Below are 24,314 nucleotides of genomic sequence, written 5' to 3' on the forward strand. Positions count from 1 at the left end.
GCCGTCAGCGCGGCCCGGTCCTGATCCGGTTCGAGGCCGTTGCCGGCGACCGTTGGTGACGGTTGGTCGGGCCCCGCCGCAAGGCACATACATTCGTCGCGATAGCTGTTCCAGGAGGAGGTGGCGGGGCCGGCCGGCGCGGACCCGCGGCGGCCTCGACCTGACCTCGCGAAGGAGCTCACGTGCTTGCCCCCGCTCGCCGACCGCACTGTCCGATCAGCCCGCCATCGAGCCTTCCGCCTGGCCGCGGCGCCGGCGCGCCAGGACGGGCGGCATGACGCCGACCGTGGCCGCCCGGCCGCTCGACGGGCTGCGCGTCATCGAGTGCGCGAGCTTCGTCGCCGGGCCGACCGGTGGCATGACGCTCGCCCAGCTCGGCGCCGACGTCGTCCGGATCGACCCGGTCGGCGGCGGCAGCGACTACCGGCGCTGGCCGGTCGCCCCCACCGGTGAGAGCTACTACTGGCACTCGCTCAACAAGGGCAAGCGCTCGATCGCCGTCGACATGCGTTCGACCGAGGGCCGTGAGCTGATCACCGCCCTGATCGCCGCCCCGGGGGACGACCGCGGCATCCTCATCGACAACGTCGTCGGCCGCCGCTGGATGGCGAACGACGTCCTCACCTCGCGGCGGCCCGACCTGATCCACGTCCGGGTCCAGGGCTACCCGGACGGCAAGCCGGCCGTCGACTACACCGTGAACGCGGAGGTCGGCCTGCCGGGCATCACGGGCACCGAGGAGGGCGGCGCCCCGGTCAACCACGTGCTGCCCGCCTGGGACCTGGTGACCGGCCTGTCGGTGTCCACCGCCGTGCTCGCCGCGCTGCACGCCCGCGGCCGGACCGGCCGGGGCGCCTACATCGAGATGGCGCTGTCCGACGTGGCACTGGCCGGCGTCGCCAACATGGGCTGGCTGTCGGAGGCCGCCGCCAGCGGGCACGAGCGGCCCCGGCACGGCAACCACGTCTACGGCAGCTTCGGCGTCGACTTCGCGTGCCGCGACGGCCAGCGGGTCATGGTTGTCGCGCTGACCGAGGGCCAGTGGGCCGCGCTGTGCTCGGTCACCGGGACCGGCCCGGTCTTCGCCGCGCTGGAGACGGCGCTGGACGCCGACCTCACCCAGGAGGACGCGCGGTACCGGCTGCGCGAGACGATCGCCGCCGTGCTGCGGCCCTGGTTCGCCGCCCGCGACTCCAAGCAGGTCGCCGACGAGCTGGACGCGGCCCGGGTGCTGTGGGGCCGCTACCGGGGGATGACGGACGTCGTCGCCGCGCACGCCCGCGGGGTGCACCCGGTGCTCGCGCACGTCCTGGTCCCGGCCGACGACGCGCCGCGCCGCGAGGTCCCGTCGCAGGGCCTGCCGGCGATCACGGCCCGCTCCCCGCTGCGCTGGGACGGCGCGTACGGCCCGCCCGGCGAGGCGCCCCGCCTCGGCGCCGACACCGCCGCGGTCCTCTCCGAGGCCCTCGGCCTGTCCGACGCGGAGATCGGCCGACTGGCCGGCGCGGGTGTCATCGCCGCCACCGACGGTCCGGTCGCCTCTTCCGCTCCGTCCGCCTCGGCCACACCGTCTGCCCCGTCGGCTCCGGCCACTCCGTCCGGGCAGGCGACGCCGTGACGACCACCGAGGCCGAGGCTGTCGTCGCCGAGGGGCCGTACTTCGACGAGCTGACCGTGGGGCAGGTCTTCCGCTCCGCCCCGGGCCTGACGCTGACCGACGGGCTCGCCGACGCGCACCGCGCCATCGTCGGCGGGCGCCTCCCGCTGGCCCTCGACGCGGAGCTCGCCGCGCGGGTGACCGGCGCGGACCGGCCGGTCGCGGCGCCGAACGTCGTCTGGGACGTGGCGATCGGCCAGTCGACCGTGGTCACCCACCACGTGAAGGCCAACCTGTTCTACCGGGGGCTGGTGTTCCGCCGGGCCCCGCTGATCGGCGACACGCTGCGCACCGGCACCGAGGTCGTCGCGTTGCGGCAGAACAAGGCCCGGCCGGGCCGGCGGCCGACCGGCCTCGCCGTCCTGCGGATCACCACCGTCGACCAGCACGCCCGCCCGGTGCTCGACTTCTGGCGGTGCGCCATGCTGCCGCTGCGCGACCCGGACCGGGCCACCGGCCACGGCGACGACACCGACGCGGTCGGCGTGGCCCCGGCGCCGGCCCAGCTCGCCGCCGCGGTCGACGGCTGGGACCTGGCGCCTGTCGCCGACCTCGGAGCGGGACCCCGGTTCGCCGACCTGGCGGTCGGCCAGCGCTGGGTCGTCGGCGGCGGTGACGTCGTGTCCAGCGCCCCCGAGCTGGCCCGGCTGACGCTGAACGTCGCCCAGGTCCACCACGACGCGGCCGCGGCGGGCGGGCGGCGCCTCGTCTACGGCGGCCACACCATCGGGCTCGCGTTCGCCCAGGTGACCAGGGCCCTGCCGTCGCTGGTCACCGTCGCCGGCTGGGCGGGCTGCGATCACACCGGGCCCGTCCACGAGGGCGACACGCTGCGCGGCGAGATCACGGTCGAGCAGCTCTCGCCGCTGCCGGCCGGCGGTGGCCTCGCCCGGCTGCGCACGCTCGTGCGCGCCGACGCCGAGACACCCGGCGGACCGGCTCGCGACGTGCTCGACTGGCGCTTCTTCGCCGTCTTCCCCTGACCGGCGAGCCGCCGGCGGCCCTGGTCCGCCGCGTCAGCGGGTGGGGCCGGCCGTCTCGGTGAGGCCGGCGACGAGGCGGTGCAGGGCCGGCAGGGCTGCGCGGATGCGGCCCTGGTCGACGTCGGTGAGCCGGCCGAGGACGTCGACGACGGCGTCGTGCAGGCCGCGCTCGACGCCCTCGACCTCCTTGCGGGCCTCGTCGGACAGGTAGAGCCGGGCGATCCTGCGGTCGCGGGGGTCGCCGCGCCGCTCGACGAGACCGGCGCCGACGAGGTCGGTCAGCAGGGTGGACAGGTTGTGTGGGCGCATCGCGAGGGCCTCGGCGGCGACCCGCACCGAGATCCCCGGCTGGCTCGCCAGCAGCCGCAGCACCTGGATGTGACGCGGGCGCAGCTTCTCGAACGCCGCCGGGGTGGCCGCCGGCTGCTGGTCTCCGACGGCCTGCCACAGCAGCCGGGCGGCTTCGACGACCTCGTCGGCGAGGCGTTCGGTGCGCCCGCCGCGGGTGGAGACGACGGTGGCGAGGTCGTTCGCGAGCCGCTCCGGGAAGACCGCCGCCCCGGTCGCCTGGCGGCGGGTGCCCGGCGCCGTCGGCGCGGGCGCGGTCATCTCGCCGGCCCGGCCGGCTGGCTGCGGGCGATGGCTCTGATGGTGGCGACGGGCGGGGAGGTGGACCGCTCGCCCGGGAGAGGTTCCCTGAGGTGTCCGCACATCACACAGCCTGTTCTATCGGAGTTTCCTCCGCATTCGCCTGAGGTTTCCCGAACGTACCGGGAGTCAAGGCCCTCGCGCGCGGGGCGGACCGCGTGAGAAGGGTCTCCCGCCAGAGCTACTCTCGCTGGCGAGTAGCTTCCGGATTTGGCCCGCTAGATCCGGTTCGCGAGCGCTGGCCTGATTCGCGCCGGCCGCAGGGTGATGGACGCCGATGGCCTGCTTGCCGGCGGCGGGACGACGTCGGCTAATCTCAGGCGCCGTGACCAGGTACGGAACGCGCTCCGGCGCCTCGCTGCGTGAGTTCTCGGGCCCGCGCAGCCCAGCCAGCGCCGCCGCCGATGCCCCGGCGGTCCCTCTCACCAGCCCGGCTGTCGCCGCGTGAACTGGTTTCAGGGTGGTGCCCTCGGCCTGGTCCAGGGGCTGACCGAGTTCCTTCCCGTCTCCTCCAGCGCGCACCTGCGGATCGTGGCCGCGCTCGCCGGCTGGGACGACCCCGGCGCGGCGTTCACCGCCGTCAGCCAGATCGGCACCGAGACGGCGGTCCTGCTCTACTTCCGCAAGGACATCGCCCGGATCGTGGCGGCCTGGGCCCGGTCGTTGCGGGACCCGAAGATGCGCCAGACGTTGGACGCCCGGATGGGCTGGCTCATCATCATCGGGTCGATCCCGGTCTGCCTGCTCGGTGTGACGCTGAAGAACACCATCGAGGGGCCGTTCCGCGACCTTCGACTCATCGCGATGACGCTGATCGTGCTCGGCCTGATCCTCGGCGCCGCCGACCTCTACGCCTCCCAGGCTGGTCGGCGGGGCCGGCACGCCTTCCCGCGCCGCCGCAAGACGGTCGAGGATCTGACCGTCCGCGACGGGCTGATCTACGGCTTGTGCCAGTCGCTGGCGCTGGTCCCGGGGGTGTCCCGGTCGGGGGCGACCGTCAGCGGTGGCCTGTTCCTCGGCTACACCCGCGAGGCGGCCGCGCGGTACTCGTTCCTGCTCGCGATCCCGGCCGTGCTCGCCTCCGGCCTGTTCGAGCTGAAGGACGTCCCGGGCAGCAATGTCGCCTGGGGGCCCACGGTGCTCGCCACGGCGATCGCGTTCGTGGTCGGCTACTCGGCGATCGCCTGGTTCCTGCGTTACATCTCCACCAAGAGCTTCGCGCCGTTCGTCATCTACCGGGTCGCGCTCGGCATCCTGCTGCTGGTCCTGATCGCCAGCGGCCACCTCGACGCCCACGCCGCTGAGACACCACCGTCCTCGGCCGGCTAGCGCCGCGTCGCCGCCGACGGCCGGGTAGCTGTCGTCGCGTCTGCCAAGGTTCACCTCGTCCCAAGGCTGACAAGATCGCTGTTTTCGCCCTCGCAGGGCTGTAATCGCCCGCGGTTTGTAACCGCGTGAGGGCCGAAACAGCGATCAAGCCAGCGGGCGGACCCGGCCGGATACGTACCAGGTCGCGTCCTATTCGGAGAGGACGTCCTGGACGTTCGTCGCGGTGAGGGAGCGATGGAACCAGGTGTCGAGCTGGTCGAGCTCTCCACAGCCGAGGACCTTCTCGCGCAGCTCGTCCGGCACCTCGATGCCGCGGGCGGCGAGCACCGCCAGAAGCGCCTCCCGCTTGGCCTCGGCCTTGCCTTCGGCCTTGCCCGCCGCCATGCCTTCGGCCTTGCCTTCTCCAGGGCCGCCGCGTAGAACTTCCACACGGGCCACTTCTCTCGTAGCCAGCGGCGCTGTACCTCGACCACGATGGCGTAGAGCGGATTTCCGGTCCGGCTGAAGACCAGCGTGTTGTCCGCGTGGTAGGTCGTCGGCGGGTTCTTCGGGAACGCGGTCGGCCCACGGTGGGCGTCGTCGTGCTTCGGCAGGCCGATCTTGAAGATGCGGTCGAGCAGCTCAGCGAGCGTGCTCGGATGGTCCGCGAACCCCATGACCGGCGCCTCGTGCTCCAGGCTCGGCAAGACGCCTCCTGACTGTCGGCCCCCGGCTGCTGGCCCCACACCGTCAATGTCCGGAGAAATCCCTGACGTGATCTCAGATCGCACCCCGGGTGTCGGGTCCAGCACTGTCTGAGTCGACAGTGTACAGCAAGGCGATCAAAGCGGGCGAAGCGGTCAGGTGCATCTGCCGGCTCTCGGCCGAGCGGCGTCCCTGGCTGGCGCTCTGAGCGGCAGCGCTGGGTCGGGACCTCCTGGCGCCGCGTCAGGCCGTTGCGGTCAGGAGCGGTGGCGGCGCAGGTCGGGGAGTTTGCGCACCCAGGGACGGGCCCGGTCCGCCAGGTCGGCCAGGCGGGTGACGGTCGACCTCGGGTCCTGCGGCTGCTGAGCCTGAAGTGGGGGCTCGGGGGTTGCCCAGGGCGCCGGGGGCGTCAAAGGCGCCGGAGGTGAGGCTGGGGGCGGCGTTGGGGCTGGGGGTGGCGCTTGCCCTGCGGGCGGCGAAGGGGCCGGCCGCCGGCCGGCGCCGGGGGGCGCGAGCGGGAGGAGCGCGGCGGTGCCGATGGGGAGCTGCTGGGTCGCCTCGCCGTCCAGCTCGGCGGGCTCGGCGGTCGCGTCGGCCTCGGCGGCCACGTCCATGAGGCCGAGCAGCAGCTCGCGGGCCGGGGGACGGCGGGCGGGGTCCTTCGCGAACGCGCGGGCGACGACGGGGCGCAGCGCGGCGGGCAGGCCGGTCAGGTCGGGCGGGTCGTGCATCACCCGGCGCAGCAGCTCCATCAGGGACGGCTCGCCGAACGGGGGCCGGCCCGTGGCGGCGAAGGTGACGATGGCGCCCCAGGCGTGCACGTCGGTCGCGGTGGTCGCGGGCAGGTCGCGGGCCTGCTCGGGGGCCATGAAGACCGGCGTGCCGAGCCGGCCGACGGTGATGTTCGTGGCGTCGTCGAGCGGGCGGCAGATCCCGAAGTCGATCACCCGCCAGCCGGACCGCGAGAGCATGATGTTGCCGGGCTTCAGGTCCCGGTGGATGACGCCGGCCGCGTGGATGGCGGTCAGCGCCGAGGCGACCGAGACCGCGAGCCGCTCGAGCTCGGCTGGCGGCAGCGGCCCGCTCTGCTCGACGGCGGTGCCCAGGGTCGGGCCGTCGATGAACTCCGTCACCAGGTATGGCCGTGGCGCGGCGACGTCGACGTCGAGGACCTCGGCGGTGCAGAACCGGGCCACCCGCCGGGCCGCCCGCGCCTCCCGGCGGAACCGCTCCCGGAACGCCGGCAGCTGGGCCAGGTCCTCGTCGATCACCTTGACCGCGACCAGCGGCCCGGTCTCGGTGCGCCCGGGCCGGCTGGTGGCGTCCGGGTCGGTGTTCTCGGTGAGGCGGCGGGCGAGGTAGACCGAGCTCATCCCGCCTTTCCCGAGCAGCCCCAGCACCCGGTACGGGCCGATCCGGCGCGGGTCACCCGGCCCGAGGGGCATCACGTCCGGCAGCCCGACCACCCCGTCCCAGCGACGTGACGCCAGGCGTCGCCTCGCGCGCCGGCTCCTTGCACGGATCTTCCTCCCCGGAGGCTATCTCCCCGGTCCTCGGCGACGTAGGCCCGCCGGCCCCCGGACCGGTGACGGTTCTGCTCCTCGACCGGCCGATTGCGGCCAGCTTCTGGCCCCATTCGACGGCATGCTGGAGGCGTGCCGGACCCGGACCGCCCGCCTTCCGAGGAGACAGCCGTGCCTGACAAGCCCGTGGTGCCCAACGAGCCAGGCCGGCCCACCGAGCCGGGCCCGCCCAGGAAGCCGGTCGCGACCGAGAAGCGCGACGCCTTCGACGAGACCGGCGGTCCGGGCGAGGCGGACGACGCAACCGGTCACGCCGGGTCGCCGGGCACCTCGCCGAGCGCGCGGATGCTCCGGCTGCTGGCGCTGCTGCAGACCCACCGGTACTGGGCCGGGGCGGAGCTGGCCGACCGGCTGGCCGTGAGCGCCCGGACGCTGCGGCGCGACGTCGAGCGGCTGCGCGAGCTGGGCTACCCCGTGCGGGCCAGCCGGGGCGTGGCCGGCGGTTACCAGCTGAAGGCCGGCGCGGCCGTGCCGCCGCTGCTGCTGGACGACGACGAGGCAGTCGCGATCATCGTCGGGCTGCGCGCGGCGGTCACCGGCTCGGTGGCCGGGATCGAGGAGGCCTCGGTGCGGGCGCTGGCGAAGGTGATCCAGGTGATCCCGCGCCGGCTGCGGCACCGCGCCGACGCCCTCGGCGCCTACACGGTGCCGGTGGCGGTCGCCGGCCCGCCCGTCGACGCCGCGCTGCTGACGGCGCTGGCGCTCGCGGCGCGGGCCGACGAACAGGCGCGGTTCGACTACACCGACCGGGAGGGCAAGGCCAGCCGCCGCCGGGTCGAGCCGCACCGGCTGGTGTCGCTGGGCGGTCGCTGGTACCTCGTCGGATTCGACGTGGACCGGGACGACTGGCGGACGTTCCGGCTTGACCGGATCGCCGGGCCGCTGACGACCGGCCCGCGGTTTCGGCCCCGCGAGCTGCCGGGCGGCGACGCCGCCGCGTTCGTGCGCGCGGCCGTGCGGACCGGGCCGTCCCGGGAGAGCCACCAGGTCGAGGTGCTCGTCGACGCGCCGGTGGAGGCGGTCGCCCGGGTCGTCGGCCGCTGGGGGACCGCCGAGCCGGCTGGGGACCCGGGGCCGGCTGGGGACGTTGGGCCGGCCGGGGACGCGGGGTCGGGCCGGTGCCGGCTGCGGATGGCCGCCGACGACCTGGCCTGGCCCGCGCTCGTGCTCACCCGGGTCGGCGCGCCGTTCACGGTCGTCGGGCCGCCGGCCTTCGCCGAGCACGTCCGCGCCGTTGGGCGCCTGTTCGCCGCGGCGTCCCGGTCCGCGGCGTCGCTGTCCACGGCGTCGCTGTCCTCGGCGTCGCCGCCCACGGCGTCGCCGTCCACGGCCTCCCGGCCCTCGCCCGCCGAGGTCAGCGGCCCTGCGGGCGGTAGCAGGCCATGATCTGGGTGACCTGGGCCGGGTCGAGCGCCGAGGCCGGCAGCGGGCTCGGGGCGTCGCGGCTGGTCCGCAGGCCGTCGAGCATGATGGCCAGGAAGCGCCGCCAGGACTCGGGGGCCACGTCGCGGGTGAAGTCGGCGACGGCGGTCAGCATCAGCTGGACCAGCCCGAGGTCCGTGCCGGCGACGTCGGGCCGCAGCTGGCCGGCCCGCTGGGCCCGCTCGACCAGGGCGAAGAACAGCGGCCCGATCCGGTCCCGGTCGGCGGAGATCCGGGCCCGCCCGTGCGCCGTCGAGAAGACCAGCTCCTTGAGGCCGCGGTCGGCGACCTGGCGGGCGGTCGCCTGATCGAGGAAGGACACCAGCCCGCTCCACGGGTCCTCGTCGCGCAGGCATTCCTCGGCGAGCTCCACCAGCTTGCCGATCCGGTCCTCGAACAGGGCCTCGATCAGCAGCTCCTTGGTCGGGAACCGCCGGTAGAACGTGCCGATGCCCACCCCGGACCGCCGGGCGATCTCATCGGTCGTGACGTCGAGGCCCTGCTCGGCGAACGCCGCCGCCGCGCCCTCCAGAATTCGCCGGCGGTTACGTTCGGCGTCCCGCCGCAGCGGCCGGTGCGCCATGGCCGTCTGCTCCGTCACATCGCTGATCGTAGCCGCCGGCCTCGTCAGCCACCTTCGGTCGAGCGACCCGGCTAGGCGCGGACGGAGGCGTGCATCTCCCAGACCAGGATCTCGCTCGGCTCGGTCGCGGTGACGGTGTGGCCGCCGGTCGCGGTGAAGCGGACGGCGTCGCCCTGGCCCAGCGCGCCCGCGCCCTCCAGGGACACCGTGCCCTTCGGGACGAACAGGTGCAGGAACGGCGCGTCGGGCAGGGTCACGGACCGGCCCGGCTCCAGGCGGGCGGCGTGCAGGGCGGCGTACTTGTTCGAGATGCGGATGGCCGCCTGGTCGGCGTCCCGCTCCAGGCCGGACGCGACTGTCACCAGGCCGCCCGCGAGCAGCTCGCCGTCGATCTCCAGCTGCTCGTAGCCGGGCTCGACGCCGGCCGCGTCGGGGACGACCCACATCTGGACGAAGTGCACGGGCTCGGTGTGCTCGTCGGCGCCGGTCAGCCGCCAGGCGTCGTTCTTCTCGGAGTGCAGGATGCCGGTACCGGCGCTCATCCGCTGGGCCAGGCCCGGGTAGATGACGCCCGAGGTGCCGATCGAGTCCTGGTGGACGAGGGCGCCCGACAGCACCCAGGTGACGATCTCCATGTCCCGGTGCGGGTGCGTCTCGAAGCCGGTGCCCGGCGCGACGATGTCGTCGTTGTTGACCAGCAGCAGGCCGTGGTGGGTGTTGGCCGGGTCGTAGTGGTGCCCGAACGAGAACGAGTGCTTGGAGTCGAGCCAGCCGATCCGGGTCGCGGACCGGTCGTCCGCGCGCCGGATGTCGACGCTGGCCTCGCGGTTCGTGGTCGCAGCAGCCATGGTGGCTGTCCGTCCTCTCTGGTGCGGTGTTTCTGGTCCGGTGTTCATGTTCTGCCAGGTAGTTGCTGATGCAACTATCTAAACGGCCCCCTCGCCGCGGCATTCCCTGGTCGCCGCGGCCGCCTGCGGCGGCAGCCCGCGCGACGGCGGTCCGGGCGGCGGGCGCCGGCCACAAGATCGCGGTCTTGGCCTTCGAATGGTCGCTCCGGGGCGGGCGTTCAGGACCGTATGAGGGCCGAATCGGCGATCTTCGCGCTGTCGCCGATGGTGGCGGGCTGGTTGGGGGATGGCTGGGAACACTGTCGCCATGGTGAGGCAGACCGGGCGGGACAACGAGAGCGGACCCACCACTCGCGGCGCCGATGGCCAGGACACGGTCATCCGGATCGCTGTCGATGTCGACGGGATCGTGCAGGGGGTGGGTTTCCGCCCCTTTCGTCTACGCGCTGGCCAGCCGTGAGCATCTCGTCGGCGAGGTCGCCAACAGCCCCGCCGGCGTCCACATCGAGGCGTCTGGCAGCGCGGCGGCGCTCGACGCCTTTGTGATCGCGCTCCGCGACGAGGCACCACCGCTGGCCGTCGTCGAGGACGTCGTCGTCCGCCGCAGGCCCCCTCCCGATGGCCGGCGCGCCTCGGGCCCCGGTGGCGCGGACGGCGGCGGGACGCGCGCACCCCGGCCCGGTGCGCCCACGGCGGCCGGCTTCCGGATCACGGCGAGCGACCCGGCTGGCGAACGCAGCACCCTCGTGTCGGCGGACTGCGCCACCTGCGCGGACTGCCTCGCCGAGCTCGCCGACCCGGCCGATCGCCGGTACCGCTACCCGTTCATCAACTGCACGAACTGTGGCCCCCGGTTCACGATCATCCGGGACGTTCCCTACGACCGGCCGGCGACGACGATGGCCGGGTTCGCGATGTGCCCGGCCTGCGCGGCCGAGTACCACGACCCGGGCAACCGCCGCTTCCACGCCCAGCCGGTGTGCTGCCCCGAGTGCGGCCCGCGGCTGCGCCTGCTCGACCGAGCCGGCCGGCCGCTCGACGCGGACCCGATCGAGCGGTCCGCCGAGTTGCTGCGGGCGGGCGCCGTGCTCGCGATGAAGGGGCTCGGCGGCTACCACCTGGCCGTCGACGCGCGCTCCGACGCAGCGGCGGCCCGGCTGCGTGGCCGCAAGCACCGCGCGGACAAGCCGTTCGCCGTGATGGTCTCGGACGTGGCCGCCGCGCGGGAGCTGTGCGCCGTCGGGCCGGTGGCCGAACGGCTGCTCACCGGCCGGCGGCGACCGATCGTCCTGCTCGACCTGCTGCCCGGTGGCCCCGGCGTCGCCCGGTCGGTCGCGCCGGGCACCCGCCAGCTCGGCCTGATGACGCCGTACACGCCGGCGCACCACCTGCTGCTCGCCGCCTTCAGCGGGCCGCTCGTGCTGACCAGCGGGAACGTCTCCGACGAGCCGATCGTGTACCGCGACGACGAGGCCTTCGGTCGCCTGGGCCCGATCGCGGACTACTTCCTCGTCCACGACCGCCCCATCCACGTCCGCGCGGACGACTCGGTCGTCCGGGTTCTCCCGTCCTGGCCGGGCGAGCCGCGTCGGGAACGGCCCCCGGCGGGGGAGCCGTCCCGGCGGCCGACGAACAAGCCGGGCTCGCCCGCGGCGGGGGAACGGGAGCAACTGGTCCGCCGCGCCCGGGGGTATGCGCCGGAACCGCTCGCTATGGGCTGGGAGACGCCCCGCCCGGTCCTCGCCTGCGGAGCGGAGCTGAAGAGCACGTTCTGCCTGACGCGCGGCCGGTACGCGTTCGTCTCCCAGCACATCGGGGATCTGGAGAACTACGAGACCTTCCGCGCCTTCACCGCCGGCGTCGCCCACTACGAGCGGCTCTTCGACGTCCGACCCGAGGTCATCGCCCACGACCTGCATCCGGAGTACCTGTCGACGAAGTACGCGCTGGACCGCGCCGAGGACGACGGCCTGGGCGTGGTCGGGGTACAGCATCATCACGCGCATATCGCGTCCTGCCTCGCGGACAACCGGCATTCCGGCCCAGTGCTCGGTCTGGCCTTCGACGGTCTGGGATACGGCACCGACGGCACCCTGTGGGGCGGTGAGGTGCTGCTCGCCGACCTGACCCGCTTCACGCGACTCGCCCACCTGGACCCCGTCGCGATGCCCGGCGGCGCGGCGGCGATCCGGTCCCCGTGGCGCATGGCCGCGGCCTACCTGTCCGCGGCCGGGGTGGACACCGCCGGACTGGCCGTCCGCGAGCGCAACGCGGCCCACTGGGAATCCGTCGTCGCGATGGCCGACCGGGGCGTCGCCGCGCCGCTGACAAGCAGCGCCGGTCGGCTGTTCGACGCCGTGGCCGCGATCCTCGACGTGCGCGACACCGTGAACTACGAAGGCCAGGCGGCCATCGAGCTCGAGCAGCTCGCCGACCAGGCGGAACGGGAGTCCTACCCGCTACCGGGGATCGTTCGGCCGCCCCGACCTGCCGTGGATCCGGGGCGGATCCAGGGCACCGACCTGGTCGCCGCCGTCGTCGAGGACCTGCGTGCCGGCACGGACCGCGCCCGCGTCGCCGCCCGGTTTCACGCGACACTCGCCCGGACCATCGTCACCGTCTGTGAATGTCTCGCCGAACAGACCGGCGTCCGCGCGGCCGCCCTGTCCGGCGGCGTCTTCGCCAACCAGCGCCTGCTCAACGAGGTGGGTGCCGGGCTCCGCGCCGCCGGCCTGACAGTCCTGACGCACTCCCGCGTCCCGACCAACGACGGCGGCATCAGCCTTGGCCAGGCAGCGGTCGCCAGCGCCCAGCGCTGAGCAGGCTGGACGCCTCCTGCGAGGTGCCGGCACGGACCCTTCTGGTGCGCTACGTGCTGCTAAAGTCACCGCCAGTTCGAGGCGGATCCGGGGGGCCAGGTGGCGAAGGTCTTCGTGTCTCATCGGGGCGTCGACGCGGTCCCCGCCGAGCGGCTGGCCCGGGACCTCCAGGCCGCGGGCCACGAGGTCTGGCTGGACCTGTGGGAGATCGAGATCGGGGACTCGATCGTCGAGAAGATGAACGAGGGGCTCGCCGGAGCCCAGTACGTCGTGCTCTGCCTGTCGGCCGCCGGGGTGACCGCGCCCTGGATAACCCGGGAGTGGGCGCCGGCCGTGGCGCGGCAGCTGGAGAACAGCGGCACCCGGCTGCTGCCGGCCGTGCTGACCGGCCAGGAGGCGCCGGCGCTGCTCGCGGACATCAAGGCCGCCGATCTGACGGCCGACTGGCGGGCCGGTGTCGCCGCCCTGCTGCGGGCGATGGACCGGGCCCGGTGACCTGGACGGTCGTGCTCGCCACGGCGCCGGGCGAGGGAGCGCTGGCCGAGGCGGTCGCCGGGCCGCTGCGGGGTGCGGGCTACGCCGTCTGGCACGAGGGCGAGGTGCTGGTCGGCGAGAGCCTCGTGGAGGAGGCCGCCCGGGCACTCACGGCCGGCGGGCCGGTGGTGCTGTGCGGGACGGTCCGGGCGGTGGGTACCCGGTTCGCCCGCCGGCTGGTCCGCGCGGCCCAGGCGAGGAGCGACCGGGTCCGGGTCTTCCCACTGCTGATGGACTCCGAGGCGGACGTCGAGAGCCTCACGTTCGCCGAACGAGTCGCGGACTACTGGCGCGACCCGGCGGCCGCGATGGACGAGCTGCTCGCCGCGCTCGCCAGGCACTACCCCCAGGAGACGCCCCAGGAGGCGCGCCAGGACGGTGACGCCGACCTGTCGGCCGCGACGCGGGCGGCCTACCTGCGCGCGCTGGAGCGGCGCTACCGGCGTCTGGAGCTGGACGCGCTGACGCCCGAGGAGCAGGACGAGCACCTGCCGATCCTGCTGCGGAACGTCTTCGTGCCGCAGAACGTCCGGGCGGCCCCGCCGCCGCTGGAGCTGTCGAAGGAACTGGTCCGCCGGCTGGCCGAGGCCGGGGACATCCCGTCGCCGGAACTGCCGCACGGTTTCGACGCCGCGCGGCTCGCGCGTGCCTGGTCCGCCTACCGCGCCCTGCCGGCGGAGCCCGTCCTCGACGTCGTCCGCGCGCCGGAGTTCCGGCGGCTGGTCCTGCTGGGTGACCCGGGCAGTGGCAAGTCGACGTTGATCCGGTTCCTCGTCCTGGCGCTGAGCCGGGCGCCCAGCGGGGACACCCCGGCGCTGGCCGGCTGGGAGGGCTGGCTTCCGCTGGTGGTGGACCTGCGGGACTACGCGGACCAGCGCGAGGAGTGCCCGTCCTTCCTCGACTACTGGGACCGGCTCGCCGCCGCCGACGAGGGCCTCGGGCTGCGGCGCGCCGGCCTGGAGGCCTTCCTGCGGGACGACGGCCGGGCGCTCGTCCTCTTCGACGGGCTCGACGAGCTGTTCGACCCGAGAAGCCGGGAGGCGGTCGCCCGCCAGATCGCCGGGTTCGCCGCGCGCCATCCGAACAGCCGGGTGATCGTGACCTCCCGGATCGTCGGCTACCGGCGTTCCATCCTCGAGGGCGACGGATTCGCGCACTTCACGCTGCAGGACCTCGACCCTGCCCAGATCCAGGCCTTCGCCGGGCGCTGGTTCGACACCGCGGTGGGTGACCGCCCCGACGAGGCCCGGCTGCGGCTCGACCGGCTGAACCGCGCGATCGGCGACTCGGCGTCGATCCGGGAGCTGGCCGGCAACCCGCTGCTGCTCACGGTGCTCGTGATCATCGCCCGGCGCCGGGAGCTGCCCAGGGAACGCCGGAAGGTCTACGAGCACGCCGCGAACGTGCTGGTCGAACAGTGGGACCCCGGCCGGCACCTGCCGCCGGCCGCGTTGCCGGTGGACTACATCACCGCCGACGACCGCAGGGAGATGCTGCGCCGTGTAGCGCGCCGGCTGCAGACCGGCCGGCGCGGGCTCGCCGGCAACCACATCCGCGGCGCGGACCTCGTCGACGAGCTGGCCACCTACCTGGTGACCCGCTACCAGATCGACACGCCACGGGCCCACCAGTGCGCCGCGCTGATGGTGGACCAGTTCCGCTCGCGCAACTTCGTGCTCAGCCGGTTCGGAACCGACGTCTACGGCTTCGTGCACCGCGCCTTCCTCGAGTACTTCTGCGCGGACGACATCGTCCAGCGCTTCGAGAAGACCCGTGAGCTCGACGAGGTGCAGCTGCGGACCGAGGTCTTCGGCCGGCACTGGGACGACGACGCCTGGCGCGAGGTGCTCCTGCTCGTGATCGGCACCGTCGACGTGCGCGTCGCCGGGCCGATCGTCAGCTATCTGGCGGGGGACGTGAACCGGGCCTGGCAGCTGCGTTCGTCGCAGCTGCCCGCGCACCTCCTGTTCGCGGTGGACTGCCTGGCCGAGCTCGCGAACCCGGCGGCCGCCGTCGGCGCGGGAGCCGACGTCCTGAAGGCGATCATTCAGCTCGCCCGCATGACGCCGGTCGGCCTCGGGCGCGGCTCGTCGCTGTACCCGTTCCCGAACGGCCTGGTCGTCGCCCCGAGCGAAGGCGGGCTCGGGCCCGCGTGGCCGGGGCGTGAGGCGTACCGGTCCTGGTTCCTGTCGAGCGGGCGGTATGTCTCACGGCGCCTTGTCGCGGAGTTCGTGACCCGGACCGCGGCGATCCTCCTGTCCGACGACCCACGGATTCACTCGCTCATCCGCGCGCGGGCGTCGAAGCACCCGCTGGCGCGCCTGCGCGTGGCCGCGGTCGAGGCGATGGCGGCCGGCTGGCCGGACCGCCCCGACACGGCGGCGTTCGTGCGCCGGCGCGCCGTCGACGACCAGGACGACGAGGTCCGGCGGGCGGCGCTGGCGGCTGTCGCGGGCTGGCCCGACGACCCCGCCACCGGGCCTTTCCTGCGTGAGCGCGCCGTTCAGGACGAGGACAAGCGGGTCCGGGCCGCCGCGGTCGCGGCGCTCGGGGCCGCGCCCGGCGACCCCGCGACGCTGGAGTTCCTGCGCGACCGGGCCGTTCACGACGGCGCGGGTTCCGTGCGCGAGGCGGCGGTGCGCGCGGCCGCGGACGGGACGTGGGCGGCCGGCGGCGACGGTCTGGCGTGGCTGTGCGCGCTCAGCCGCTCGGACGGCGAGCCGGACGTGCGGCGGGCGGCCCTGGAGGGGATCGGGCGCCATGGGCGTGGCGTCGAGGACGCGCGTGTCGCACTGTGCCACAGCGCCGTCCAGGACGAGGACGACGGCGTCCGACAGACGGCGGTACGTGCCCTCGCCGAGGGCTTTCCTGACCATCCCGACACGTTGCCGCTGCTGTACGAGCGCGCGGTCGAGGACTCCGACACGTTCGTCCGAGGCGGCGCCGTGCACGCCCTCGCCACACACGGGCGCGACAGTCCGCGAGCCCGGGCCTTCCTGCTGGACCGGCTCGGCGCGGACCCGGACGGGTTCGTCAGGGTGATGGCTGTGTGGGCCATCGCCAGGGGCTGGCCCGACCATCCGGACACACGCCCGTGCCTGGTCACGCTCGTGCGCCAGGACGTCGACCCCTTCGTCCGGTCGGAGACGGTGAAGACGGTCGCGCGGAGTTGGACGGGCGATCCCGCCACCCTGGCCCTGGTGCGTGATCGGGCCGTCCACGACGACGACCCGGCCGCGCGGGCCGACTCGTTGGGCGTCCTCGCCGCGAGGTGGCCGGGCGTCTCCGGTCTCGCCGCACTGCTGCTGGACCGCGCGGCGCGCGACGAGGCCGCGGACGTCCGGGAGGCGGCGATCCGGGCGGTCACGGACGGCTGGTACGACGACCCAGCCACGCTGGCGCTCCTGCGCGACCGGGCCGTGCGGGACCCCCACTGGCAGGTCCGGCGGACGGCGCTGGAGGCGATCGTGACCGGCTGGCTCGACGACGCCGGCACGCTGGAACTCGTGCGTGATCGCGCTGCCCGCGACGACGGTCCCGAGGTGCGGGTGCGAGCGCTCCAGGCGATCGCCACGGACTGGCACACCCATCCGGAGACCCCGCCGCTGCTACGCGACCGGGCGGCCCGCGACCCCGACGGGCAGGTCCGGGCAGCGGCGGCGGAGGCGATCGCGGCCGGCTGGCCGGACGATGGCGAGGCCCACGGCCTCCACACCCCTGAGCCCTGAGCAAGCCCGTTTCAGCCGGAGCCCGCGCGGTTGGCGGCCGGAGCGTCAGGCGCGAGCTCGACGCCCAGCACCCGCAGCTGCTGGCCGTCCTGGACCATCAGGTCGGTGCCGCCGCAGCTCGGGCAGGTGGCGAGCGGGTCGGCGACGTCGACGGCATGTCCGCAGGTCCGGCAGGTCCCGTGGCCGGCCGGCTCGGTGACGTCGAGGCGGGCGCCCTCCAGGGGCGTCCCGGCGGCGGCGAGCTCGAAGCAGCCCCGCACGGACTCGGCCGTGTACCCGGACAGCCGCCCGATCTCCAGGCGGACCGCCGCGACCTTCGCTCCCGGCGGCGCCGCGCTGGCGAGCCGGTCGCTGACCCGTTCGACGATCTCCGTGGTCACACCCATCTCGTGCATCGACATGCCTCCTCGTCGGTGGGGCCGTCGCCGCGACGCGGCCGGTCGTCCTGGCCCCGGTTCAGGCGCCGGTCAGCAGATGCGGGGGAGTGGGTCGCCGACGAGCATGTCGACGATGCGGGTGCCGCCGAAGGCCGTGTTGAGCAGGACCAGGCCGGGCGGGTCGTCCACCACGCGGCCGATGACGGTCGCGCCGGCGCCCAGCGGGTCGGCCAGCAGGGCGGCCAGCGCGGCGTCGGCGGCCTCGGGAGCGACGACGGCGACGAGGCGGCCCTCGCAGGCGACGTAGAGCGGGTCGATCCCGAGCAGCTCCGCGGCGCCGCGGACGGCCTCGCGGACCGGCACGGCGTCCTCGTCGATGACGACTCCGACGCCGGCCGCCATCGCCAGCTCGTTCAGGACCGTCGCCACGCCGCCGCGGGTCGCGTCGCGCATGGCCCGGACCCCGCCGCCGTGCTCTGGGCCCGACGTGGCGGTCAGCAGCCGTTCGACCAGGCCGGACAGGGGCGCGGTGTCCGACCGCAGGTCCGCCTCCAGGTCGAGCTCGCCGCGGGCCAGCATGATCGTGATGCCGTGGTCGCCGATCGGGCCGGAGACCAGCACGACGTCGCCGGGGCGCGCGTGCGCCATCCCGAGGCGGTCGAGGCGGTCCGGCTCCGTGGGCCGGTGACCGGGCGGGGTGTAGCCGACGGGCCACGGGCCGACCGGGTCGTCGGCGGCGACCACTCCTTCCATCGGCGACTCGTCGTCGAGGGTGCTTCCGCCGGGGTGGAACAGGCCGAGGCCGGTCGTGTTGACGTAGCAGCCGTCGGCCCGGCCGCGGGGGACGACCTTGGTGTCGCCGGTGACCAGGGTGACGCCGGCCGTGCGCGCGGCCTCGGCCATCGCGGCGACGACCCGGCGCAGGTCGGCGACCGCGAAGCCCTCCTCCAGCACGAACCCGCAGGTCAGGTACAGCGGCTTGGCGCCGCAGACCGCCAGGTCGTTGACGGTGCCGTTGACGGCCAGGTCACCGATGCAGCCACCGGGGAAGAACAGCGGCGTCACGACGTAGGAGTCGGTGGTCAGGACGAGGCGTGCCCCGCCGGCGTCGACGTGGGCGCCGTCATCGAGCGCCTCCAGCGCCGGGTTGCGGAACGCCTCCAGGAACACGGCGTCGACGAGCGCGGCCGTCGCCTTCCCGCCGGCACCGTGCGCCATCGTGATGTGCTCGTCGCGCAGCTTCGGGCGCCGCCGCCGGGCCGTCTCGATCCGGTCCAGCACCCGGCGCTCCCGGGTCGCGTCGTCGACCTGCGTCGTCATGCCCCGGTCACCTCCAGGCCTGCGGCCGCGCGGACGCGGGCGCGGGTGAAGCGGCCGAAGTTGTAGTACGCGGCGCAGGCGCCCTCCGCGGAGACCATGCAGGTCCCGATCGGGGTCTCCGGGGTGCAGGCGGTGCCGAAGACCTTGCACTCCCAGGGCTTGATCACGCCCTTGAGGACCTCACCGCACTGGCAGGCCTTCGGGTCGGCGACCCGGATCCCCGGCACCTCGAAACGGCGCTCCGCGTCGAACGCGGCGTACTCGTCGCGCACCCGCATCGCCGAGGCCGGGATCGTCCCCAGGCCGCGCCACTCGAACGTCGGGCGGACCGTCATCACCTCGTCGATCGCGGCGATGGCCCGCGGGTTGCCGTACCAGGGGACGACCCGGGTGTACTGGTTCTCCACCTCGCACCGCCCGTCGGCCAGCTGGCGCAGCAGCAGGTGGATCGAGCGCAGGATGTCCAGCGGCTCGAAGCCCGACACGACGATCGGCCGGTGGTACTCCTCGGCGACGAACCGGTACGGCTCGCAGCCGATCACGCAGGAGACGTGGCCGGGGCCGATGAACCCGTCGAGGCGCTGGTCGGGGTCGTCGAGGATCGCCCTGATCGCCGGGTTCACCAGGACGTGGTTGCAGAACACCGAGAAGTTCTCGATCCCCTCGGCGGCGGCCCGCCGGACCGTCAGCGCTGTCGACGGGGCCGTCGTCTCGAAGCCGATCGCCATGAAGACGACCTGTCGGTCCGGGTTGGCCTTCGCGATCCGCAGCGAGTCCAGCGGCGAGTAGACCATCCGGATGTCGGTGCCCTCGGCGTTCGCGTCCAGGAACGAGCCGTGGCTGCCGGGGACCCGCATCAGGTCGCCGAACGTCGTCATGATCACGTCTGGCTGCCGGGCGATGTGCATCGCGTCGTCGACGCGGCCCATCGGGATCACGCACACCGGGCAGCCCGGGCCGTGGACCAGCGTCACCGTCTCCGGCAGGTAGTCCTCCAGACCATGCTTGTAGATCGTGTGTGTGTGGCCGCCGCATACCTCCATGACCCGGTACTGCCGGTCGGGCGCGACGCTGCCGGCGATCTCGCCCGCCAGTGCCCGCGCCGCGTCGGCGTCCCGGTACTCGTCCACGAACCGCACGGCCCGGCCCCCCTTCCTGGTCGCCCTGGCTTACGTTGTCCCGGCTGCCGTCGTCGTGCCGCGGCCAGCCGGCGCTCGTTGTCCAGGCGCTCGTCGTCTAGGCGATCGACGAGGCGCGCAGGGCGTCGAGCTCGTCGTCGTAGGCGCGTCCGATGCCCTCGAGGAACTCCATCGCGGCCGCGGCCTCCCGTTCGTCGATCTTCGAGAGCGCGAACCCGACGTGGATGAGGACCCAGTCGCCGGGGCATGGCGGGTCCTGCGCGAGCAGGCCGATGTTGACCGCCCGCCGGACCCCGCTGACCGCGACGGTCGCGATGTCCGGCCGGTCGGCCGACAGGCTGACGACCTCCCCGGGAATCCCGAGACACATGAGCGAACCCCCCTTTCACGTCACATCCGGCCACGTCACATCCGGCGCATCTCCAGGTAGCGGTGCAGGTCCGGGTACACGGACTTCGCGGTGACCGTGGCGCCGGCGGCCATCAGGCTCGCGACCAGCAGCTTGCGCATCACGTCGGGCTCCTTCCCTGCGCGGGCCGCCCCGGAGGCGCCTGCGCTCGTGGTCCGGTCTCGCCGGCGAGGACCGCGCGCACGAGGCGGGCCGCGGGCTCGACAGCGGCGACCACCGCCGGGCTCAGGCCCAGGCCCTCCTCGACCCGGGCCGGCACGCAGCCGACCAGCAGCACCCGCTCGGGCCCGCCACCGAGCAGCGCCAGCAGCCGCAGGACCGCGTCGGGCGTCATCGCGTGCCCGTCCCCGGGCGTGCTGGCGGGCGCGGTTTCGGTTTCGGTCTCGGCCTCCGAAGGCTCGGGGCCGTGGCCCGGGGTGGCGGTCCAGGCCGCCGCCGCCGGAGCGGGCAGCTCCAGCAGCCGTAGCTCCCCGGGCTGGGCCAGCTCGGGGCCCGCGCCGGACGGTCCGGTGGCGAGACCGTCCGGCGGGCCCACCGGCCAGGGCGGCACCGCGTCGATGAGCAGCAGCTCGTCGCAGCCGCCGGCCGCGTCGAACGCCAGGTGCGTCCCGGCGATCCCGTAGTCGGCCACGGTGACCCCGGTCGGCAGCGGCGGCCCGGCGGCGAGCCGGCCGGCGACCGCGACCCCGAAGCCATCGTCCCCGAGCAGCACGTTGCCCACACCGGCGACCAGGGTCCGTGTCCTGTCCGTGCGTGTCCTGTCCGTGCGGGTGCTGTCCGTGCGCGTCATGGCCGGGCCTCGCCATGCTCGGCGCCGCCCAGCGGGACGAGCTCGCCGGGGGCGAAGTAGCGGTACCGGCCGACGGCGGCGGCGAGGTCGGCGGCCGGGTCGTCGTCCAGCGTGACGGCGACGTGGGTCGCGCCGTCGAGGTCGCGCAGGACGGCGGCGACGGTGGCGACCCGGCCGGTGAGGAACATGTCCTGCGCGTCCGCCGACGTGGCGGCCGGGTTCAGCCGCACCTTGCTGCCCGCCGAGACCGCCACGCCGTCGATCAGGACCGGCTCGTCGGTGGCCGCGGCGCGGTCGTCGGCCCGCGGATCCCAGGACGGCAGGTCGGCGGCCCCGGCCGTCGGCTCGCCCGGCGTCCGCGGATCCGACCCCGGCCCGGCCGGGCGGACCTCACGGACGGCGCCGTGCAGGCGTTCGAGCAGCTCGGGCGCCAGGTGGTCGGCGCGGTCGAGCAGGTCTGCGGCGCGCGGGTCGGTCGAGCGGGCGAGGGCCTTCTCCTCGTCGGTCAGGGTCTGCGTTCGCAGCGTCAGCATCTCGTCGATCTCGGTGGCGTCGAAGAACGGCCCCACGCTCTCCTGGGCGACCCGCGGGTTGTCCGGCAGGATGATCGGCGCGGCCAGCACCGTGTCGGCGCAGCCCGTGCCCCCGCCCCCGCCGATGAGGACGGGCCAGGCCCGCTCGTTGCGGCAGTCCGCCGCGTAGGTGGCGGCCCACTCGGGCGGCTCGGTCAGCGACAGGAACCGCCAGCCCGGGGCGGAGAGGACCAGGTGCGCGGCGATCAGCGACCGGCCCAGCGCCGCGTCGCGGGCCGCCGCCCGGTCACCCCCCGGCTGCTCTGGCGAGGCCGGCGGGGGTGACCAGGATGAGACGTTGCGCAGCTCGGCGGTCAGCCGGGCCACCCGGTAGGGCCCGGGCAGCCAGCGGGCGGTCAGGCGCAGCTCGGCGTCGAGCCGGTGCCGGGCCCGGACGACCCGGCCCGTCGGCTCCCGCCCCGCCGCCGGCGGCGTGAAGACCCGTGGGCCGGCCGGGTCGGTATGGGCGTCGGCCGGCTCGACGTCCCGGCCGGCGGGCGCCGTCAGTGGGACGATCCAGGCCTCCGGTTCGGCGGGCGAGGCGGGCTCGGCGGGGGAGCGCCCCAGCAGGCCGGCGAGCGGGACGAGCGTGTCCTCCTCGCGGGGCGTCGCCTCCTGGTCGGCGCGCAGGTCACCGCGCGCCGTCGCGACCAGCTCCGCGGGGACGAAGGTGGCGCCCTGGCGGGCCCACACGGTCCGTTCGACGGCGTGCAGGAACCGGGTGCGCACGTGGACCGTGCCCAGCTCGGTCGCCCAGTGCGGCGAGCCCGGCTCACCGTGGCAGGCGAGGCCGGCTCCCGCGCTCGGCAGGTGCTCCAGCAGGCACTCGGTGCGGCACGTCGCGTGCTCGCCGTCGGCCGCCGCGACGGCCGGGGGCACCAGGACGCCGAACTGCCAGCGGACCTGGTTCTTCAGGGCGCCCGAGTGATACGGGTACAGCAGGTAGCCCTCGTAGAGCACCGCGTCCGCGACCTCGCGGGCGGCGTCGAAACCGGTGGGCGCGGTCATGAGGTGACCTCTCGGCGACTGCGGCCCTCTGCGTGGGCCGGGCTCGGATCCCCGGCACCGGCCGGGGCCGGGTCCGGGCCGGCACCGGCGAGCAGCGCGCTGATCGCGTCGTCCCAGGTCGGGATCGCGTGGGCGACCTTGTAGCGGGCGACGGCGTCGATGGTCTCGCGGCGCAGCCGGACCCAGGCCTCGCCGGGGAAGTAGGCGTCCATCAGCCGCTGCCAGACCGTGACCGGCAGCCGGTAGCTCGCCTCCAGGTGCCAGGGCACCGGCTCGACCTGCATCCGGTCGAGCGTCGCGCCGAAGACGGTGCCGCTGAACAGCAGCGACAGTGGGATCACCCCGGTCCGCAGGGCGTGGAAGTACTTGCCGGCCGCGACCTCCAGGTCGTAGCTGACCGGAATCCGCAGCTGGACCTCGGTGGAGCCGACGAACGACCCGACCAGCGCCGACACGGTCGCGAACGGGAACGCCCGCATCGTGCGGCCCCAGCGGGCCGGGTCGCCGAACAGGTAGCGCAGCAGCTCCCGCTCGTCGTCGCGGTAGCCGCGGGTCGCCGGCTCGATCCGGATCTGGCAGCGCAGCGCGATCGCCTGGACCGAGAAGCCGGTCGTCTCGGCGACCCGCAGCCGCGCCGCGAGCGTCGGGCTCGCCGCGTAGGGCTCCGGCTGGATGTCCAGGCAGTCGAACGCGAACTCGGCCACGTCAGCTCACCTCCTGCGGCACGCGGCCGTCCCGGGCCGTGTCGCCAGCCGCGACGGTCCGGCTGGCCGCGCCGGCGCGGCGGCGGGCCTCGGCCAGGAAGTCGGCGGTCGCGCCCGTCATCGCCGGGCCGCCGGCGAACCCGGTCCACGCGCGTCGGATCCGCCCGACCAGGGCGTAGCAGGCGTCCACCGGCAGGAGGAACGCCTCACAGCCGTCCGCCGGGCCGTCGTCCGGCCGGTAGAGCAGCACCGCCTCGACGTCGGGCGCGGGCGCGGGGAACCCGGGAGCGTCGGCGAGCGCGGCCCGCCAGGTCGCGGCGATCCGGTCGGGCGCCACGGTCGACTCGGTGGCGCCCGCCGGGCTCGGGTAGAACAGCGCGAGCCGCCCGGCGTGCGCGTCCTCGACGAGGAACGCGAGCTCGACCGGGATCTCCAACGCGGCCCAGCGCGGGCCGTCCAGCGGGAACCGCGCGTGGTAGGCCCGGCGGTCACCGACCGCGCGCAGCCGCCCGCCACCCGCGCCGGCCTGGGTGAACAGCAGCCGGCAGGCCTGGCAGGCGCACCGGATCGACCGGTCCACGACGTCGACGACGTGCCCGTGGCCTGTGCCGCCGGGCCCGGCGGCGCCAGCCTGCTCGGGCGGAAGGGCCTCGCCGCAGAACTCGCACCGGCCGCCGGCCGGACCGCCGTCGCCGGCTGGTTCGAGCAGCGCGCGCCGCAGCGACACCAGCCAGCGGTCGGGCTGGCCGGTCACCGCCCGGCTCCCGCCTGCGCGGCGGCCGGCGCGACGGTCAGCGGCAGCACCCGTCGCCCGTCCGGTTGCGGCGGCCCGGTCGAGGCATGGCCCTGGGTCTCCGGCGTGATCCCGTCGGGATGCAGGTCGTGCAGCGCGAGCAGGTCGCCGACGAGGTCGTCGTCGGCCAGGCGGCGCAGCGTCGCCGGGGGCACCAGCGCGGCCACCCGGCCGAGCCCGGCGCCGTAGAAGCGCATCAGCGTGCGCACCAGCTCGTGGGCGAGCGCGCGCAGCCGCGGGTCGGCGCAGGCGTCGACGTCGGCCAGCAGCGCGTCGAGGCGCGCGGCGGCCCGCTCGCCGGACTCGTCGGCTGGTTCCTCGGGGTCCTCAATGGCGGCCCGCACGGGACCGGCGGCCAGGTCGAACGCCATCGGCGACACCTCC

At 74.9% G+C, this 24,314-nt stretch carries 22 protein-coding genes; 7 read left to right on the top strand and 15 right to left on the bottom strand.

Annotated features, from left to right (window positions below):
- The first annotated feature begins 274 nt into the window (after positions 1 to 274).
- Together FRAEUI1C_RS13395 and FRAEUI1C_RS13400 are read left to right on the top strand one after the other, a co-directional pair.
- On the top strand, positions 275 to 1,618 hold the full coding sequence (locus FRAEUI1C_RS13395) for a CoA transferase (RefSeq protein WP_013423837.1): 1,344 nt from the start codon (positions 275 to 277) through the stop codon (positions 1,616 to 1,618).
- Entirely contained in the window at positions 1,615 to 2,640 is a 1,026-nt protein-coding gene (locus tag FRAEUI1C_RS13400) for a MaoC family dehydratase (RefSeq protein ID WP_013423838.1), read from the top strand. Before FRAEUI1C_RS13395 ends, FRAEUI1C_RS13400 begins: the two co-directional genes overlap by 4 nt.
- A 33-nt stretch (positions 2,641 to 2,673) precedes the next feature.
- Here FRAEUI1C_RS13400 and FRAEUI1C_RS36225 read toward each other — a convergent pair whose 3' ends face one another.
- Complete coding sequence (locus FRAEUI1C_RS36225) at positions 2,674 to 3,249, bottom strand: MarR family winged helix-turn-helix transcriptional regulator (RefSeq protein WP_013423839.1); 576 nt, start codon at positions 3,247 to 3,249, stop codon at positions 2,674 to 2,676.
- Positions 3,250 to 3,732: 483 nt separating this feature from the next.
- Here FRAEUI1C_RS36225 and FRAEUI1C_RS13410 point away from each other — a divergent pair, with 483 nt between their 5' ends.
- Positions 3,733 to 4,617 (top strand): undecaprenyl-diphosphate phosphatase, encoded by an 885-nt coding sequence (locus FRAEUI1C_RS13410; protein ID WP_013423840.1) that lies wholly within the window; start codon positions 3,733 to 3,735, stop codon positions 4,615 to 4,617.
- Between the two features lie 189 nt (positions 4,618 to 4,806).
- On the opposite strand, the gene FRAEUI1C_RS13415 is transcribed toward FRAEUI1C_RS13410, so the two are convergent.
- A complete protein-coding gene (locus FRAEUI1C_RS13415; RefSeq protein ID WP_157734924.1) occupies positions 4,807 to 5,046 on the bottom strand; it encodes a hypothetical protein in 240 nt (79 codons plus the stop codon).
- Positions 5,047 to 5,558: 512 nt separating this feature from the next.
- On the bottom strand, positions 5,559 to 6,767 hold the full coding sequence (locus tag FRAEUI1C_RS13420) for a serine/threonine-protein kinase (protein ID WP_013423841.1): 1,209 nt from the start codon (positions 6,765 to 6,767) through the stop codon (positions 5,559 to 5,561).
- Positions 6,768 to 7,169: 402 nt separating this feature from the next.
- Here FRAEUI1C_RS13420 and FRAEUI1C_RS13425 point away from each other — a divergent pair, with 402 nt between their 5' ends.
- Positions 7,170 to 8,270 carry a helix-turn-helix transcriptional regulator gene (locus tag FRAEUI1C_RS13425; RefSeq protein ID WP_041260744.1) on the top strand — a complete coding sequence of 367 codons (1,101 nt, stop codon included), beginning with the start codon at positions 7,170 to 7,172 and terminating at the stop codon, positions 8,268 to 8,270.
- Here FRAEUI1C_RS13425 and FRAEUI1C_RS13430 read toward each other — a convergent pair.
- Positions 8,239 to 8,907, bottom strand: coding sequence for a TetR/AcrR family transcriptional regulator (locus FRAEUI1C_RS13430; RefSeq protein WP_232425414.1), 669 nt, complete (start codon positions 8,905 to 8,907; stop codon positions 8,239 to 8,241). The two genes, FRAEUI1C_RS13425 and FRAEUI1C_RS13430, sit on opposite strands and share 32 nt — an antisense overlap.
- A gap of 53 nt (positions 8,908 to 8,960) precedes the next feature.
- Positions 8,961 to 9,737 (bottom strand): pirin family protein, encoded by a 777-nt coding sequence (locus tag FRAEUI1C_RS13435; RefSeq protein ID WP_013423844.1) that lies wholly within the window; start codon positions 9,735 to 9,737, stop codon positions 8,961 to 8,963.
- Between the two features lie 395 nt (positions 9,738 to 10,132).
- Here FRAEUI1C_RS13435 and FRAEUI1C_RS13440 point away from each other — a divergent pair, with 395 nt between their 5' ends.
- The 3 genes from FRAEUI1C_RS13440 (at position 10,133) to FRAEUI1C_RS36230 (ending at position 16,818) form a co-directional block, all read left to right on the top strand.
- Positions 10,133 to 12,556 carry a carbamoyltransferase HypF gene (locus FRAEUI1C_RS13440; RefSeq protein WP_013423845.1) on the top strand — a complete coding sequence of 808 codons (2,424 nt, stop codon included), beginning with the start codon at positions 10,133 to 10,135 and terminating at the stop codon, positions 12,554 to 12,556.
- A gap of 114 nt (positions 12,557 to 12,670) precedes the next feature.
- Complete coding sequence (locus tag FRAEUI1C_RS13445) at positions 12,671 to 13,051, top strand: toll/interleukin-1 receptor domain-containing protein (protein ID WP_232425415.1); 381 nt, start codon at positions 12,671 to 12,673, stop codon at positions 13,049 to 13,051.
- The gene (locus FRAEUI1C_RS36230) at positions 13,048 to 16,818 is read left to right on the top strand and encodes a HEAT repeat domain-containing protein (protein ID WP_013423847.1); all 3,771 of its coding nucleotides are present in this window, start codon (positions 13,048 to 13,050) and stop codon (positions 16,816 to 16,818) included. The genes FRAEUI1C_RS13445 and FRAEUI1C_RS36230 overlap by 4 nt, the downstream gene beginning before the upstream one ends.
- An 11-nt stretch (positions 16,819 to 16,829) precedes the next feature.
- On the opposite strand, the gene FRAEUI1C_RS13455 is transcribed toward FRAEUI1C_RS36230, so the two are convergent.
- The 10 genes from FRAEUI1C_RS13455 to FRAEUI1C_RS36235 form a co-directional block, all read right to left on the bottom strand.
- On the bottom strand, positions 16,830 to 17,213 hold the full coding sequence (locus FRAEUI1C_RS13455; RefSeq protein ID WP_013423848.1) for a hydrogenase maturation nickel metallochaperone HypA/HybF: 384 nt from the start codon (positions 17,211 to 17,213) through the stop codon (positions 16,830 to 16,832).
- Positions 17,214 to 17,285: 72 nt separating this feature from the next.
- The gene (locus tag FRAEUI1C_RS13460) at positions 17,286 to 18,515 is read right to left on the bottom strand and encodes a HypE family hydrogenase expression/formation protein (RefSeq protein WP_013423849.1); all 1,230 of its coding nucleotides are present in this window, start codon (positions 18,513 to 18,515) and stop codon (positions 17,286 to 17,288) included.
- A complete protein-coding gene (gene hypD / locus FRAEUI1C_RS13465) occupies positions 18,512 to 19,654 on the bottom strand; it encodes a hydrogenase formation protein HypD (protein WP_013423850.1) in 1,143 nt (380 codons plus the stop codon). The genes FRAEUI1C_RS13460 and hypD overlap by 4 nt, the downstream gene beginning before the upstream one ends.
- 97 nt (positions 19,655 to 19,751) lie before the next feature.
- Positions 19,752 to 20,024: a HypC/HybG/HupF family hydrogenase formation chaperone gene (locus tag FRAEUI1C_RS13470; RefSeq protein WP_013423851.1), complete on the bottom strand. Its 273-nt coding sequence runs from the start codon at positions 20,022 to 20,024 to the stop codon at positions 19,752 to 19,754.
- A 35-nt stretch (positions 20,025 to 20,059) separates the two neighbouring features.
- Positions 20,060 to 20,164, bottom strand: a complete 105-nt coding sequence (locus FRAEUI1C_RS42160) for a DUF6893 family small protein (protein WP_013423852.1) — start codon at positions 20,162 to 20,164, stop codon at positions 20,060 to 20,062.
- The gene (locus FRAEUI1C_RS41000) at positions 20,164 to 20,853 is read right to left on the bottom strand and encodes a hydrogenase maturation protease (RefSeq protein WP_013423853.1); all 690 of its coding nucleotides are present in this window, start codon (positions 20,851 to 20,853) and stop codon (positions 20,164 to 20,166) included. Before FRAEUI1C_RS41000 ends, FRAEUI1C_RS42160 begins: the two co-directional genes overlap by 1 nt.
- Complete coding sequence (locus FRAEUI1C_RS13480; protein WP_013423854.1) at positions 20,850 to 22,433, bottom strand: hypothetical protein; 1,584 nt, start codon at positions 22,431 to 22,433, stop codon at positions 20,850 to 20,852. The genes FRAEUI1C_RS41000 and FRAEUI1C_RS13480 overlap by 4 nt, the downstream gene beginning before the upstream one ends.
- Positions 22,430 to 23,137, bottom strand: coding sequence for a DUF6084 family protein (locus tag FRAEUI1C_RS13485; protein WP_013423855.1), 708 nt, complete (start codon positions 23,135 to 23,137; stop codon positions 22,430 to 22,432). Before FRAEUI1C_RS13485 ends, FRAEUI1C_RS13480 begins: the two co-directional genes overlap by 4 nt.
- 1 nt (position 23,138) lies before the next feature.
- Positions 23,139 to 23,891 (bottom strand): DUF5947 family protein, encoded by a 753-nt coding sequence (locus FRAEUI1C_RS13490; protein WP_013423856.1) that lies wholly within the window; start codon positions 23,889 to 23,891, stop codon positions 23,139 to 23,141.
- A complete protein-coding gene (locus FRAEUI1C_RS36235; RefSeq protein ID WP_013423857.1) occupies positions 23,888 to 24,301 on the bottom strand; it encodes a NifU-related iron-sulfur-binding protein in 414 nt (137 codons plus the stop codon). The genes FRAEUI1C_RS13490 and FRAEUI1C_RS36235 overlap by 4 nt, the downstream gene beginning before the upstream one ends.
- Positions 24,302 to 24,314 lie beyond the last annotated feature (13 nt).

Origin of the sequence: Pseudofrankia inefficax, from assembly GCF_000166135.1 — a bacterium.
In the GTDB taxonomy this organism is placed as follows: domain Bacteria; phylum Actinomycetota; class Actinomycetes; order Frankiales; family Frankiaceae; genus Pseudofrankia; species Pseudofrankia inefficax.